The 18,007-nt window shown below is 49.2% G+C and carries 2 protein-coding genes; both read left to right on the top strand.

What is annotated here, in order from left to right; all coding sequences use genetic code 11:
• The first annotated feature begins 606 nt into the window (after nucleotides 1-606).
• On the top strand, nucleotides 607-13,350 hold the full coding sequence (locus EDM21_RS02250) for a non-ribosomal peptide synthetase/type I polyketide synthase (RefSeq protein WP_157332503.1): 12,744 nt from the start codon (nucleotides 607-609) through the stop codon (nucleotides 13,348-13,350).
• Nucleotides 13,351-13,373: 23 nt separating this feature from the next.
• A complete protein-coding gene (locus EDM21_RS02245) occupies nucleotides 13,374-18,005 on the top strand; it encodes a non-ribosomal peptide synthetase (RefSeq protein WP_157332501.1) in 4,632 nt (1,543 codons plus the stop codon).
• The last annotated feature ends 2 nt before the right edge of the window (nucleotides 18,006-18,007 follow it).

The following is an 18,007-nucleotide window of genomic DNA, read 5'->3' as shown; positions in this document are numbered from 1 at the left end:
ACTTTGCCTCATAAGGATTCCTTGTTAATCAATATTTTTACAGTTATTAAATATTTTTTATGTTTTTAAAGGTAAAGGTTGTATTGGTATATTCAAATGTTGATTTAAAAGGCATTATGGATGTAAAGAAAAATAAAACCCCTTTAAGTAATGAGTCAAGTTATGCGGAAAGGAGAGCAGGCTTGAATATTGAGATTATTTTTTTGAAATAATGCGCATTTAATATTAATTCTAGTTAAATATAATGTGACAATATTGAAAACAATGTAAAGTGTTGTCTTATTAAAGTACCTTAACCATAACTTTATAAAAAAAATCATTATTCGACATTTTTCAGTATAGACATAATTGGGCAACAATTTTATAGTTAGTTAAATTAACTATAATATTAAAATTTTAATTATTTGTAAAATTCTTCAATGTTAAAATTTGTAGAATTACCTATTAAAGACGAGATGACGCATAAGTAATGTTTTAAAGAAGGTGACGAAAAGAATTGGAGGAGTTCATGCGTATTTACCGTTTAAGAAGGCAGCCGTTTTTGTGAAGTTGTATGGCGCAGGATGCACAGTAAATCATCATACTTGGCATTGAGGAGAGATCAGATTGGAGCATTTTCAGACCTTAATTGAAATTATTCAAGAAAGAGCAGAACGAGATCGCAACGGAATCACTTTTATCGCCGGTGATAAGCAAGAAGAATACATATCCTACGGGAATCTCCTGGAGCATGCGTCAAAGGTACTCTACCAATTGCAGGAAAACGGAATACAAGCCGGTGATGAGCTTCTTATGCAGATTGACGACAATCATACCTTTCTAACTGTGTTTTGGGCCTGTCTACTCGGGGGGATCGTTCCTGTTCCTGTAAGTATCGGGAATAATGATGAGCACAAAATGAAACTGTTTAGAATTTGGAACACACTGTCGCGCCCTTCTATGGTTGCCGATGACAAAGTATTGGAGCAGCTGGAAAAATATTCTCGGCAGCATAACCTGATAGATTCTTTTGAACTTGTTAAAAAGGAGACTATTTCAAGTCAGAAACTTGATTATACCTGTAACAATAAAGGGATGTTTCATGTATCTAAGCCTGAAGATCTGGCTTTCATCCAGTTTTCATCAGGATCAACAGGTGATCCCAAAGGCGTTATGCTGACCCACGAGAACTTGGTTTTCAATATTAGGGATATTGCGCATCAAACCGGAATGAGCCCGGAGGATATTTATCTGGGATGGATGCCTCTCACGCATGATCTTGGACTGATTGCCTTTCATTTAACGTGTCTCATTGCGGATGCCAAACAATTGATTATGCCTACGGCACTTTTTATCAGGCGCCCGTCTTTATGGCTTAAAAAAGCATCCGAGCACAGGGCCACTCAAATCTGTTCGCCCAACTTCGGTTACAAATTTTTCTTGGATCAATATAAACCGGCTTCTGCTTCTGACTGGGATTTATCAAGCATCCGTATGATTCTAAACGGGGCGGAGCCCATATCTGTTGAGCTTTGTGAAGTGTTTGTGAATGCCATGAGTGTTCATGGCTTAAGAAAGAATGTGATGTACCCTGTCTATGGTTTGGCGGAAGCGAGTGTAGGTGTATCTACACCTCCATTAACAGCGGATAACTTTGTTCGGATTCATGTAAACCGGCAGCAATTACAAATAGGCGAACCCATCGAAGAAGTAGATCAGTCCGACAAGCGGTGTCTCACTTTTGCGGATCTGGGATATCCGATGGCAAGTACCTCCGTCCGCATATGCGATGACCATAATCGGGTGCTGGAGGATGGCGTAATCGGGCACACCCAGATTCGGGGTAAGAATGTGACGGCCGGGTATTACAACAATCCGGAAGCTACTGCGAAAGCCAAAACGGCGGATGGATGGCTGATCACTGGAGATTTAGGGTTTATACGAGGCGGCCGTCTAGTCATTACAGGAAGGGTCAAGGATATCATTTTCGTCAACGGGCAGAACGTATATCCTCACGATATTGAGAGGATTGCAGAAGAAGTCGATGGAGTTGATTTAGGGAAAGTAGCGGTGTGCGGTGTATATGATGAACACACCAAACAAGATCGCATGATCGTTTTTGTGATGCATACGAAAAAGATCGAAGATTTTCTTCCTGTAGCGCACAAGCTGAAAAGCCACTTGAATTACCGGGGGGGCTGGAGTGTCCACGAAGTAATTCCGATCCGGCGTATCCCCAAAACGACCAGCGGTAAAGTTGAACGCTTCAAACTGGCGCGCAGCTATATGAACGGTGAGTTTGAGGAGGTACTCGAATCCCTTGCCAAAGCAGCACCACCTGAAGGAGAACTAGAACTTCAGAACGCCGCCTTATCTCAAAATGATATAGAGCAAAAGCTGATATTAATATGCCGGCAAATTTTAAAGAAGCCCTCCATCAGCGCGGATGAGAGTTACTTTGATATCGGAGTGACTTCCATGCAGCTTGTTCAAATAGCCGATCAGTTAGAGGAACAGTTTAATCTACAAATCGAAGTAACCGATTTCTTCTCGTATCCTACTATTTCCAAGCTCGCGGCTTATATTTCCAGACAAGGTTACAGAGAGTCGCAAGAGGCATACCCTGAAGCTGCAGATATAGCGAAAAGCGGAGATATAGCCATTATCGGCATGTCAGGCAAGTTTCCGCAGGCGGATACATTGGAGCAGTTTTGGACAAATGTGTCTTCCGGAGCAGATAATATCCGCCCATATAATGATAAAAGAAGAAAAGATGCGGCGGCATTCATTTCACGCCTGAATTTAGAGGGACGGAATATCCAGATTGCAGAGGGCGGCTATCTGGATGAAGTGGATCAGTTCGACTATTCCTTCTTTAAGCTGACACCGCGGGAAGCTTCTCTGATGGACCCGAATCAGCGCTTATTTTTGCAAACAGCCTGGAGCACGATTGAAGATGCGGGATATGGAGGCAAGCAGCTTGCGGGTCAAAAGGTGGGCGTTTACGTCGGATTTTCCAAAACAAGCTTCGAGTATGAGCGTTTATTATCGGAAGTTGAACCGGGCGCACTGCCGAATTTTGTGATTGGCAATTTACCGTCCGTTATTTCAAGCCGGATCGCTTATTTGCTTGACTTGAAGGGGCCGGCGTTAACGATTGATACGGCCTGCTCGTCATCGCTAGTTGCCGTGCATCTGGCGTGCAAGTCTATTCGGAACGGGGACTGCGAGATGGCTTTGGCCGGCGGAGTGAAGACCATTCTGCTCCCGATCAAAGCGGGTATTGGAATGGAGTCTTCAGATGACCGGGCACGCGCCTTCGATGACGACTCTGATGGAACCGGCTGGGGCGAAGGAGTGGGCGCCGTTTTGCTCAAACCGCTGCATAAAGCTCAGCAGGACGGTGACAATATCCTGGCTGTGATCAAAGGGAGTGCGATCAACCAGGACGGCAGCACGATTGGCATTTCCGCACCGAATGCTCTGGCACAAGCGGATGTTATTACACAAGCGTGGCGGGATGCCCGAATCGATCCCGAAACGGTAAGCTATATCGAAGCCCATGGAACGGGGACGAAACTGGGGGATCCGATCGAGATAGACGGAATTACCAAAGCTTTCCGCAAGTTCACTCAGCGTAAACAGTTTGTTGCGATCAGCGCAGTCAAAACGAATATCGGTCATTTATATGAAGCTGCAGGGATTGCGGGACTTATCAAATCCGTATTGTCGCTAAAACACCGGCAGCTTGCACCGCTTGTCCATTTCCGGACACCGAATCGAAAATTACATAATGAAGACTCTCCGGTTTATTTTAATACCCTGTTAAGTGAATGGAATACAGAAGGGCTTCCGAGAAGAAGCGGTCTTAGCTCATTCGGATTCAGCGGGACCAACTGTCACGTAGTACTGGAGGAATACATCCCGCCTTCGAATGAGGGCTGCGGGGATGTTAACGGCTCCTTACCGTTCTTGCTGACACTGTCTGCACGGAGTGAAGCAGCTTTGCAGGAGCTTCTCGATCGTTACGTTGACCGGTTCAGACGGCCGGAGGAACTCCCTCTGCAGGACGTTTGCTATACGGCAAACACGGGACGAATTCACCTGCTTCACCGTATTGCGATAACGGCAGCGGATACGGATGCGCTCAAAGAGAAGCTGTTTCTGCTTCACGAACAAGGCAGGACTGCGGAAGGAGTTTACATCGGCAAAGCGCAAGGCGCGCAGGATGCGGAAACGGTAAACGTAAGCCCGGACACCCTGCGTTCTCTGCAATTGCTGGAGCAATTAGCAGCTAAGTATGTCCAGGGGGCCCAAGTAGACTGGGAGTCCTTGTATACGGGAATGAAGTACAAAAAAATTTCTCTCCCCACTTATCCATTCGAGCGAAAAAGATGTTGGATTGACGTACCGGAACAGAATGGGTCCGAACTTAGAACGTCTGCTCTTAAAACCTTTATAGCAAAGGAGTCAACAGATATGGTGAGCCAGAACAGCTTGACGGAATCGGCTGCCGATACATATAAATCTTCCGTCCTGCACCAGATATCCAAGATGATCAGCAATGTGTCTCTGCTAAGCACGGATGAACTTGAACCGCAGATGCATTTCATGGAGCTGGGGCTCGACTCCATTAATCTCACCCAGGTACGTCACAGCATCAAGGATACTTTCGGGCTGGATATTCCGATGAACGAATTCTTCGAATCGCTGACTAATCTGGAGCTGTTGACGAGCTACATCGCAGAGCGGGCGAGTATTTCCAGCCACACTCCAGCTCCGGATCCATTTATGGCAGGAGGCCAGCCTGAGAAACAGCTCAGACAGACAGATGTTCGCGCCGTTGCAGCCAACACTTCAATGGATCGTAATCACACGGGCATTCCGATTGAGCGGCAGCACGCTCCCGGCTTCCGGAGTACTCCGGCTTCTGAGGGTGTAGAACGTATTATGGAACAGCAGCTTCGTCTGATGTCCCAGCAGCTTGAAGTGCTTCGCTATCATTCATCTGCATCTGCAGCCGTATCCGATTCATTGCACACGGTCCCAAATGTATTGCCTTCAATTGCAGTGGCAAGCTCCGGGAACATGTTCACCACATCGGCGGCTGAGGTCGCCTCTACAGGCGAAGAAGCCCCTTCCATACAGGGGAATTCGAAAATGATAAATACGGAAGCTAGACCATTTACACCGTACAAATCGCTGAATGTCAAGGCGCGCGAATCGCTTTCCCTTCGTCAGGAGCAGCATTTGCAAGAGTTAATTGAACGCTACACAGCCCGTACACGAAGCACGAAACAGTATACCCAGCAGTATCGCTGCGTATATGCCAATAACCGAAATGTGGCGGGGTTCCGGCCGATTCTGAAAGAAATGGTCTATCAGATCGTTTCTCAGCGCGCTGACGGTTCAAAGATATGGGATTTAGATGGAAATGAGTACATCGATTTAACGATGGGGTTCGGTGTAAACCTGTTCGGACATAACCCGGCCTTTATCCGTGAAACGATTGAGGAAGAACTGAAGAACGGAATGTGTGTCGGGCCGATGTCCAACATGGCCGGTCAAGTTGCGGAGAAAATTTGCCGTATGACTGGCGTAGAACGCATTGCACTGTACAATTCGGGCACAGAAGCTATCATGGTCGCTCTCCGTTTGGCACGTGCTGCTACCGGACGGGCCAAAATTGTTATATTTGCAGGTTCCTATCACGGTACCTTCGACGGGGTTCTGGCACTGGGAAGCGCAGGAGACAATAAAGAGCATTCGACACCCCTGGCTCCGGGTATTTTGCAGCACATGGTGGATGATATCGTCGTTCTCAACTATGGTACAGACGAGTCGCTGGACTACATCCGTACTCATTCGCATGAATTGGCTGCTGTTCTTGTCGAACCTGTTCAGAGCCGTCGTCCGGATTTTCAGCCCAAAGCGTTCTTGCAAGATATCCGACAGATTACCGAGAAGTCCGGTACGGCTTTTATTTTTGACGAGGTCATCACAGGCTTCCGTACCCACTCCGGAGGTGCACAAGCTTGGTTTGGTATTCAAGCCGATCTGGTAACCTACGGCAAAGTGATTGGCGGCGGTCTGCCCATCGGCATTGTGGCCGGCAAGGCAGCATTTATGAATGGCATAGATGGAGGGACGTGGAACTTCGGCGACGATTCGTATCCGCAGTACGAGAATCAGCGGACCTTCGTAGCGGGGACATTCTGTCATCATCCGCTGGCGATGGCGGCATCTTTGGCTGTACTTGATCATTTGGAGGCAAACGGGCAGCAGCTGCAAATCAGGCTGAACACCCGGACAGCCGCATTAGCGGAAGAGCTGAATCGCTATTTTGCCAGTGAACAAGTTCCTATGAAAGTCGTGCATTTCGGCTCGCTTTTCCGCTTTGTGCTCAAAGGTGATCTGGAGCTGTTCTTCTATCACATGCTGGATAAGGGCATCTATATCTGGGAAGGACGGAACTGCTTCTTATCTACTGCACATACGGAGGAAGATATTGCGGGTATTGTGCGGACTGTCAAGGAAAGCGTTGCTGAGCTGCGCAGAGGCGGATTTCTTCCGGACCTTCCTCCAGATGGAAAAGGACCGGACAAGGCAGCTGTACCGGAGCTTCAGACGCAAGGGGCCGGTGCGAACTTTCAAGAAAATGTGCTTGCGCTGACCCCGGATCAGAAGCAGCTGTGGTTTGCGTCCGTGTCGGAACGAGGCGAATCCCAATCTCTGCATGAGACTGTCCTGCTGAGGTTTCGCGGGCCGCTTCAATTAGAAACCTTCAAGCAAGCGGTCAATAGCATTGTCCTCCGTCATGAAGCGTTACGCACTTACATGAGCGGGGACGGGGAGACACAGATAATCGCCCCGGTAATGAAGATTGGGGTTCCTCTGCATGATTTCACGAACTATCCCGCAGAGGTTCAGGAGAAGCATGTTCGCAGCTGGGTGGCTAAGGATAGTGAGACGCCTTTTCCGATGACCCCATGGGAGCCGTTATTCCGCATCCATTTGATGAAATTATCGGATGAGGACTATATCAGCGTTTTTACGTTCCATCATTTCATTGCGGACGGCTGGTCCATCGGTATATTTATTCAGGAACTGGAACAGATCTACTCCGCACTCCTTAGGACGGAAGTCTGTACTTTACCGGAGCCGGTGCCTTTTCGGGATTATGCACGCTGGCAGCAGGACCAGCTAGAGGCAGGGGATAAGGCGGTCGCTTTCTGGGCGGGAGTGTTGGATAAGGCCTTACCCGTCCTAGATCTTCCTTCTCCGGCGCGTGGTACACGAATACCCTCTTCCAGAGGAAGCAGGCATACCGTCTTTCTTGAAGCGGCACTGGTCAAACAATTGAAATCCGCCAGCATGAAACTTGGCAGCAGTCTATTCGTTACGCTGCTATCCGCCTTCCAGCTCTTTCTTCATCGGTTAACGGGATTGAAGGAAGTGACGGTGGGGGTTCCTACGGCCGGGCAAGCTCATATGAACGCTTACTCTTTGATCGGCAGCTGCGTCAATTTATTGCCTGTAATCGGTAAAGTGGGGCCCGATGATACTTTTGCTGAATTTGCCGAATCGATCAAAAGAGTCATAAACGGACAGAATCCCTATCAGAAGTATAATTTTGCAGGACTTGCTCAACTGGGTTTAAAGCATCTGCCTGTAATTAACGTTGTGTTTAACATGGACCGGCCGATTCCACGCTTTCAGTTCCATCAATTGGAAGTGGAGCTGTTGGAGAATGAAGTATCGTTCAGCAAATATGAACTGTTTTTGAATGTGACAGAAAATCAGAAGTCATTACGACTTGATTTTGATTATAATACGGATCTTTTCGAGCCGGAGATCATCGAAGTATGGAGCGGATATTTTGTTCATTTGCTGCATTCAATTGTGGAAGAAGATGGGGTAAGTGTGTCCGGACTCTCGCTGCTTAACACTCAGCAAAATGAACAGCTTAGAGCCGTTTGGGCGGCACATACAGATAGCAATGGCAATTATCCGTGTGTCCTAGATCCTTACATGCATTTGGCTCCCGCAGGCACCGCCGGTGAGGTTTATCAAGTCTCGGCAGCTACAGGACTTATGGAACCAACCGGTGAGCTGGCATATGTGGAGAACGGCGGGACGATCCGTCATATCGGAGCAGTCAACCGGACCATCACTCTTCGAGGACATCAAGTGAACCTGGAACAGCTGGAGAATCACCTGATCCAAACGCTGCACTTGGAAACTTGCTTCATGATGCCTCTGATGGGTCAAGAGGAGGAAGCTTCCTCTTATATTACGGCCTATGTGGTGGATAACGCTTCGCACCCTTGGGAAGAAGCTGGACTGCAGAAGGCTGCAAGCGCAATACTCCCGGATTATACGCAGCCCCGTTTTTGGGTTCAAATGGACCAAATTCCTGCTTTGCCTGATGGGCAAACGGATATACAAGCTCTGCCGGAGCCGCGAAAAGCCGGTCTTTATAACCGGAACAAATCGGATTCAAACGTTCAGGGAGTAGAAGAGAGGCTTACATGGATCTGGAAGGACGTTCTGGATGCGGCAGATGTTACTCGTCATGACACTTTTTTTCAATTAGGAGGGGATTCCTTAAAAGCAACTGTCATTCTGGCAAGAGTGAATAAGGAATTCGGCGTACACATTCCGCTTAGCCGGATCTTCGATCTGCAATCAATAGCGGAGCTGGCTGCCTACATAGCCGGAGGGGATATACAACCCTATGAACCGATTGAGCCTGTAGAACAAAGGCCCTATTATCCGGTCTCTTCTTCTCAAAAAAGAATGTTCGTACTCGATCAGTTAGGCGGCGGAGCGGCCTATCATGTAACCGGCAAGCTTCATATTACGGGGGACCTTCAAGTTACGAAATTTATCGAAGCTGTTAAAGATGTTATTTTACGGCATGAATCTTTCCGGACTTATTTTGAACTGGCAGATGGGGAAGTTGTGCAAAAAGTGAAGGAAACACTGCCGCTTGATATCCCGTGGACTCGAATATCCATGGAAGAATCCGGGCGGGTGTGCGATTCGTTCATACAGCCTTTTCATTTGGATAGAGCTCCATTATTTCGTGCCGAGTTGTTTGAATTTGTACAAGGCGGTTTCATGCTGCTGGTAGATATGCATCATATCATTTCGGACGGTTTTTCAATGGCTGTGCTGCAGGAGGAGATTATTCAGCGGTACCAAGGCAGGCAGCTTGCCGCAGCCCGGCTTCATTATAAAGATTTTGTCATCTGGCAGAATCAGCAGCTTACTGGCAGCGTCATGCAGACACATGAGGCGTATTGGCTCCAGTTACTGGAGGGCGAGCTTCCTGTTCTGAATATGCCTTCTGACTTTCCGCGCCCGCAAGTGCAGAGTTTTGAAGGAGACAGTATTTCCTTCTCGTTGGAAGATAAACTTGTCGATGCTTTATACAAACTGGCTGCAGATACAGAATCAACTATCTTTATGGTACTTATAGCGGCGTATAACGTCCTGCTGAGCAAATATTCAGGCCAGGAAGATCTTATTGTCGGATCACCTGTTGCCGGAAGAAGCCACGTGGATACCGAAGCGATGATTGGCATGTTCGTTAACACGCTAGTTTTGCGCAATCGTCCTCTGGCATCTCAAACGTTCCGAGCTTTTCTGCAAGAGGTCAAACACCATTCACTGCAGGCGCTGGAACATCAGGAATATCCGTTCGACGAGCTGGTAGATAAACTCGAGTTGGTACGTGATTTAAGCCGGAATCCGGTATTCGATACGATGTTCAGTCTGCAGAATGTGGGAACGGACGTACTGGAGACCGGAGGGCTCCGTTTCAATCCGGAAGAATTCAACCCGGGTGTATCCAAGGTTGATTTTTCCTTGCATGTCACAGAGAAACAAGAGCAGCTCTCCCTGACCTGGGAGTATAACACGAAGCTGTTTAGCCAGGAAACCATTGCACGGCTTGCGGATCATTATGTGCGCATTCTTGAGCTGGTTGCACAGGATGCCCTTATATTGCTGAATGATATCCATTTCATATCCGATGCTGAGAAGCAGTTATTATTATCTGAATTTAACAATACGTCTGCACCTTTTCCTCAAGAGGAGACGCTTCACGGGCGATTTGAACAACAGGCAGCAAAGACCCCGGATAATACAGCTGTGCGGTTCGAGAATCAGCAGTTAAGCTACCGGGAGTTGAATGAGCGGTCGAACCGGCTGGCACGTACACTGCGGGCGGAAGGAGTCGTGCCAGATCAGCCGGTTGGTATCCTTGTACAGCGTTCACTGGAGATGATTGTAGGCATTTACGCGATTCTCAAAGCAGGCGGCGCGTACGTCCCGATTGACCCGGATTATCCGCAGGAGCGTATCCGCTTTACACTGGAAGATTCGGGGGCAAATCTGCTTCTGACGCAGTCACATTTGGCGGAGCAGGCAAGTCAGAGCTTTGACGGTAAAGTGCTGGTGCTTGATGAGGCGGATGTACATTCTTCCACCGCTCCATCGGATGCTGTCAGAACGAAAGAGTCTATTTACCATACAGACGGCTCTGATCTGGAACCGCTCTCGGTCCCTAATCATGCAGCCTATGTGATCTATACATCCGGTTCCACCGGCAAACCCAAGGGCGTTGTCGTCGAACATAGGTCTGTCATTAACCGGATTATGTGGATGCATGACCGATACGGTCTGAGTACTCACGATACGATTTTGCAGAAAACAGCTTCCACGTTCGACGTATCGGTATGGGAGCTGTTCTGGTGGTCGATGGTCGGTTCTAAGGTTTGTCTGCTGCCGGTGGGCGGAGAAAAGAATCCCGAGCAAATTGTTGAGGCGATTGAGCGTGATGGGGTAAGCACGATGCATTTTGTGCCTGCTATGCTGCATGCGTTCACGGAATACTTGGAGCATTTGCCGCCGGAAATCGTACAAACCAAACTGGGAACATTAAAACATGTTTTTGCCAGCGGTGAAGCGCTGCCTCCCCAGCATGTGGCTAGATTCCAGCACGTTGTGTCGGCAATTCGGGGAGCGAAGCTGATCAACCTGTATGGTCCGACGGAAGCGACGGTAGACGTGTCATATTTTGATTGCGAGCCGACAGAAAAATATGCGGTGATTCCGATCGGTAAGCCGATTCAGAACATCCGCCTGTACATCTTGAAGGAGGGCACGGAGCAGCTTCAGCCGTTAGGCGTAGCGGGTGAACTGTGCATTAGTGGTGTAGGCGTAGCCCGGGGTTACCTGAACCGCCCGGAACTGACGGCGGAGAAATTCACAGCCAATCCGTTTGCCGGCGGTGAAGCAGGCTTTGAAAGACTGTACAGAACGGGGGATTTGGCGAGATGGATGCCCGATGGCAACATCGAGTACTTGGGCAGGATCGACCATCAGGTGAAAATCCGCGGATACCGGATTGAGCTGGGCGAGATTGAGGCGCAAATGCTGGCCGTGGACGGAATTCAGGAAGCAGTAGTGACAGCTTGGGAGAGCAAAGACGGCTCCAAGAACTTGTGCGCTTACTTAGTCGCAACTGAACCGCTGGGGTTGCCCGAGCTGCGAACAGCACTGCAGCCGAAACTGCCTGGCTACATGATTCCCGCTTACATGGTGCAGCTGGAGCGGATGCCGCTGTCGATAAATGGAAAAATCGACAGGAAGGCGCTGCCGGAGCCTAACGAGCTATTTCAGTCGGACACAGCCTATGTGCCGCCAAGAAATGATGTAGAAAAAGCCTTAGCCCAAGTTTGGCAGGAGGTATTGGACAGGGAACAAGTCGGCATTCACGATAATTTCTTCCTGCTTGGTGGGGACTCCATTAAAGCCGTTCAAGTCACAGCCCGGATGCGTCTCCGTGGATATTCGCTTGATATCCGCCGGTTGATGGAGCATCCGTCCATTGAAATTCTGAGCGGCCATGTGGATTCTCTGGCGCGTCATATCGGACAAGAACCTGTCGAGGGCAACGTGCCTCTGACACCGATTCAACGTTACCTGATGGAGAAGTGTTCATCCGGAATGCATCCGGCAGCTACATCGGTGCTCCTGTCGGCGAAATCAGGTTTTGAAGAGCAGCCGCTGCGGATTGCGTTAACGAAAATCTTAGAACATCACGATGCTCTCCGGCTTAACTTGTCGCGAATAGACGGAGCATTTACCCAGTCCCATGCTGGGTTGGACGGTGAGTTGTTCTCTTTGGACGTCGCGTCCTATATAGGGATAGAAGGCGACGTTCACCGTCGTTTAGAAGACGAGTGCCTCCGTATTCACAACAGCCTCAGGCAGCACGGCGGACCACGCGTACGTGGAGGGCTTTTCCGTCTGGAAAGCGGCGATCATCTGTTCCTTTCCATCGATCCGCTGGCAGCAGACCAAGTATCATGGGGCATTCTGTTGGATGATTTGGCTTCAGGATACGCTCAAGCCTTGAACGGCCAAACGATTGCGCTTCCCGATAAAACCGATGCTTACCAGACTTGGGCCCGGCAGCTTGACACGTATGCGGACAGCAAAGAACTGGTTAAGGAACAAGAATATTGGAGGAAGATGGAGTTAGCCGGATGGGGAGCGGTTCCGAAAGACCGTGAAGGTACGCAGCCGCCGGGGGCGCTGCCTGAGACGAACCGGCTCCGGCTGCAGTTACCGCAGGAAGCAACTCAAGATCTGCTGACCCGGGTTAACCACGCCTATAATACAGAGCCGGAAGAAGTGCTGCTTACCGCTTGGGGCCAGACGATTGCCGGGTGGTCCGGGCTGGACCGGGTTGCAGTTCAACTAGAGAACCATAGCCGGGATAATACGGGAGATGACCGTCTGGATATCAGCAGAACCGTGGGGCAGTTTACGAGCATCTATCCGGTCGTGTTGAATGTCGAGTCGGGTGAGCCTGTATCCCTCCTGCTCAAACGTGTGAAGGAAACGGTCCGGCAAGTACCAAACCGAGGTTTGGCATATGGTGTAACCAAATACCTGAGCCATTCAGATTCGGTTGAATCCGTGTTTAACCGCATGCCGGAAATCGGCTTCTCCTATAGTAAGCAGCCGTCTGTTGATACTCTTTCCTTTTCTACATCCCCAATACAGAATGAACTGGAATTTATCAATCAAGCTCAGGGTGAGTCTCCTTACTCCTTGTACGTAGAGAGCCGTGTTAGAGATGGAAAACTGAACATAACTGTAACCTATGACAAACATGCCTATGAAGAAAAAACGATTAGCATGCTCCTTAAACAGTTCGAAACACATCTGCTGGATGCCATCAGCCATTGTCTGAATCAGAACGTGCAGGAACTGACACCAACTGATGTAGGGGCGGATGACCTGGATTTGGACGAGTTTGAGGAAATGAAGCAGTTTTATGAGACTCTATAAGATGCGCTTGAGGGGGAAAACCGATGAGTAAAAGCCTAGAGATTGAAAAAGTGGCCCATTTGACTCCTCTGCAAGAGGGGATGCTCTTTCATACGGTGATGGAGCCGGACTCACAAGCCTACTTTGAACAAGTTCGGATGACAATCCGGGGAGAGCTGAATTTGGATGCACTGCAAAGAAGTTTTCAGACGCTGGTTCAGCGTCATGAAACGCTTCGTTCAAATATTTATCAGAAAAGCGCCTCCCGCTCGCGACTCATTATTTTCAAGGAACGCACTACAGCCGTACATTACGAGAATCTGACGGGGATGAGCGAGACGGAGCAAGCCGGGGCGATCCGCAGTTACATTGAGGCGGACCGGAACAACTATTACGACCTGAACAAGGATATGCTCGTCCGTCTGGCTGTGCTTCAAACTCAAGTAAACGGCTATACGCTGCTCCTCAGCTTCCACCATATTATTATGGATGGTTGGTGCCTTGGCATTCTGATGGATGAGTTGTTCGCTGCATACGAGGCTCTGAAAGACGGTAAGCCCGTGCAGCTGCCGGCACCGCAGCCTTACACCGGATATTCCAAATGGCTGGAGAAGCAAGATAAAGAGGTTGCAAAAGCATACTGGAGGTCCGCACTAGAAGGATATGATCAACCTGCCGGACTGACGATGCTGCAAGCGGCAAATCCGGATTTATTGGAGGGCGGTTATCGGCACAGAGAGAAGAAAACATCGTTTTCGGAAGAGATGACCCTTCAGCTGCGCACGATAGCCGAACGTAACGGGGCCACACTCAGCAGCTTGTTCCTGGCTGCATGGGGAATCGTGCTAGGCCGTTACAATCAGAGTGAGGACGTGGTGTTCGGTACGGTCGTATCCGGACGGCCGCCCGAACTTGAAGGTGTAGAACGGATTATCGGGCTCTTCATCAATACGATTCCTGTACGTATCACTCTGGAGGCCAAGCAGTCTTTCTCCGGTCTCCTGCGCGAAATTCAGCGTACGACCGTGCAATCCCGGGCTTACGATTACTGTTCTCTGGCTGAGGTTCAAGCGCTGTCTGAGCTTAAACAGCAACTGCTGGACCATATTATCGTATTCGAAAATTACCCGCTGGAAGATATGATCGGACGTCCGGATTTGGAGGAAAGACTGGGATTCATCATAGAAGATGCCCAGTTGACCGAAGAAATTCCTTATCCTTTCAACATTGAGGTAGAGGACGCTAAAAGGATGAGTTTTATTCTGTCCTACAATGAAAATGTATATAAAGATGAGGCGATGACAAGATTAGCCGGACATTTGGAGAATGTACTGGTCCAGATTGCGTACTCTCCGGAGATACCACTACAGGACATTCGTCTGCTGTCAGCTGAAGAAGAAACGGAACTGACAAATGTTTGGAGTGGAGTTTGCGCCGAGTTCCCTGACCTGACATTCCATGGCATATTTGAAGCGCAGGCAGAGCTTAGGCCGGATCAGGCGGCCGTCCTTTACGAAGAGACTACACTGACTTACCGGCAGTTAAACGAAAGAGCAGACCGGCTGGCTCAAACGTTGCAGAACCTGGGGGCCAAGCGCGAAAGTCTAATCGCGGTCATGATCGATCGATCGGCGGATATGGTCACGGCTGTCCTCGGGATTATGAAAGCGGGAGCCGCTTACGTGCCCATTGACCCGACTTATCCGAAGGATCGGATTGCATATATGCTCCGTGACAGCGGGGCAGCTATCGTCCTTACGCAGTCATCCTTGACCGGTCTGCTGACAGATAGCGGATTCGGGGGCGAAGTAGTGGATCTTCCTGCTCTGCTGCTGAAGTCTGAAGGAAGTTTAAGCACGGAGCATTCTCTCTATACCCCTCTCTACGATCCGGAAGCTTTGGCCTATGTCATCTATACTTCGGGAACGACCGGGAATGCCAAAGGGGTCATGATTGAACATCGGCAGTATGTAAATACTTCTCTGGGGTACAAGCACGCTCAGGGCTTTAATGACTTCCCGGTCAAACTTCTGCAGGTTGCCAGTATGTCATTCGATGTTTTTGCTTGTGATCTGGCTAAAGTATTTGTGAACGGAGGCACCCTGGTCGTCTGTCCGCAGAATGTGCGTAACGATCCTGCCGCTTTGGCTAAACTTCTCCAAGAACAAGCCATTACTTCATTTGAAGTTCCTCCGGTGCTGTTGACTCTTCTTATGAATTATGTGTACGAGCAAGGGACGGATTTAAGCGCAATGAAGCTTGTGACGACGGGGGCAGATAGCTTCGGTGTAGAAGATTACCGGACGATTTTGGCGCGCTTCGGCGATAAAATGCGAATTTTAAATACCTATGGCGTGACCGAAGCGGCAATTGAATCGAGTTTTTACGATGGAAACAAGGAACGTCTGCCAGCATCCGGTATCGTGCCGATCGGTAAGGCGCTCCCTAACCATAAACTATACATTGTGGATGAAAGTTTGCGGCCGGTTCCCGTCGGTGTTGCAGGGGAACTGTGCATTGGCGGCGCCTCTGTGGGACGCGGTTATCTGAACCGGCCTGAGCTGACGGCCGAGAAGTTTGTTCCGAGTCCTTTTTCAGAAGGGGAGCGGCTCTACCGTACGGGAGATCTCGCACGCTGGCTTCCGGAAGGACATATCGATTTCATCGGACGGATCGATTACCAAGTGAAAATTCGCGGGTACCGGATCGAACCGGGGGAGATAGAGTCCGTTCTGCTCAAACAAGAAGGGGTAAAGCAGGCGCTCGTTACTGACAGATCGGACCAAACAGGGCAGAAGTATTTGTGCGCATATGTTGCAGGTACGGCAGACAAATCCGACCTTAAGGCAGCGCTGGAGAGAGAACTGCCCGGTTATATGGTACCACCGCATATTATGACGCTGGAGCAATTGCCCTTAACTCATAACGGCAAAATTGACCGTCGTGCGCTGCCGGAACCGAGAGATTTTGTATTGACGGGAATCGAGTATGAGGCTCCCCAAACCGAGCTGGAGAAAACTCTTGCTTCGATCTGGGAGGAAACGATAGGCGTTAAACCGATTGGCCTTCGCAACAACTTTTTTGAGCTCGGAGGCGATTCGATTAAAGCGCTGCAAATTGCCATCCGTTTAAATGCAAAGGGCCTCAAATTGGAAGTGAAGGACTTATTCCGTTATCCACAGATCGATCTGATCGTTCCTTATATTAAAAAGGTTACTCGCGTCATTCCGCAAGGCGCCGTACAAGGACCGCTTGAACTGACTCCTATTCAACGGGACTTTTTTGAGAATCACCGGACAGAACGGCATCATTTTAATCAGGCCGTCATGCTCCGGAGTACAGATAGATGGAACGAAGACTGGCTGCAAAGCGCTATGGAAAAACTGGTCACGCATCATGATGCCTTGCGCGTAACTTTTGATGAGAGTAAGGAGGGTCCTTTGGCTTACAACAGAGGTGTAGGCGAGGGGGAGCACTTCACTCTTCAAAGCTATGATTTCGTACATTCGGAGCAAGCGGAGGAAGATGTGCGCCGCATTGCGGAGGAATTTCAAAGCCGTTTTGATCTGCGAAGCGGACCTCTCGTGCGGCTGGCATTATTCCGTCTGGCGGAAGCGGATCATCTGCTGATCATCATTCACCATCTCGTAGTAGACGGCGTGTCCTGGAGAATCTTGCTGGAAGACCTCGGCACCGCCTATCGCCAGGCGGCCGGCGGCGAGCCGCTTCAGCTGCCCGCCAAGACAGATTCATACAAAGTGTGGGCTGCACAACTCTCTCTTTATGGACAAAGCACGCAGGCTAAGCAGGAAATCAGCTATTGGAGTGCCGTGGAACGACGTCCTGTTTACCGGCTGCCCAGAGACTACGAAGTTTCAACCAACCTCGTCCAAGATTTGCGGAAGTCAGAAGTGAATCTGAGCGCGGAAGAAACGGAAAACCTGTTGAAACACGTGCATCACGCCTACAAAACGGAAATTAATGATCTCTTGTTAACCGCCTTGGGATTGGCCTTCCGGGAATGGTGCGGCCATTCTGAAATTCCTGTTTTACTGGAAGGCCACGGCAGAGAGGAATTAATGAAAGATATCGATATTTCCCGGACCGTCGGCTGGTTTACCACGATGTATCCATTCGTTCTTGAGGTGAGCAGCCCCGGGGATCTGGGTTATCAGATCAAGCTGGTTAAGGATAAACTGCGGAGAATGCCTAATAAGGGCATAGGCTATGGAATATTACGCTATTTGTCCGGCAAGGACCCATCGGTTTCTCTAGTTACGGCACCATCTCCTGAGATCAGTTTTAACTATTTGGGACAGTTTGATGAGGAAGCCGGGGGCGATATGCCATGGCGGACATCGGATTTATCTGATTATATCGGCGCAGAAACGAGCCTTCAAGCTGAGAAAACACTCACCTTTGACATTAACGGGATGATTATGAATGGAAAACTGCGGCTCGTATTTGAATACAACGGACGTGAATACGAAGCTTCGACAGTGGAGCGGCTGACAGCGGGTTATAAGAAGCATCTGGTTCAGCTGATCCAGCACTGCTGCGGGAAGGACACGGCAGAGCAAAGTCCGACCGATTTTACATACGGGCAGTTGTCTATCGCCCAGCTTGATACGTTATCGAGCAGTTTGTCGGAAAAACTGTTAAAGCAGTTGAAATAAGA

The sequence above is a fragment of the Paenibacillus lutrae genome (assembly GCF_009757775.1).
Taxonomy (GTDB): Bacteria; Bacillota; Bacilli; order Paenibacillales; family NBRC-103111; genus Paenibacillus_F; species Paenibacillus_F lutrae.
The sequence above is the reverse complement of the archived record's forward strand: the minus strand, read 5'-3'. Positions and strand labels throughout refer to the sequence as shown.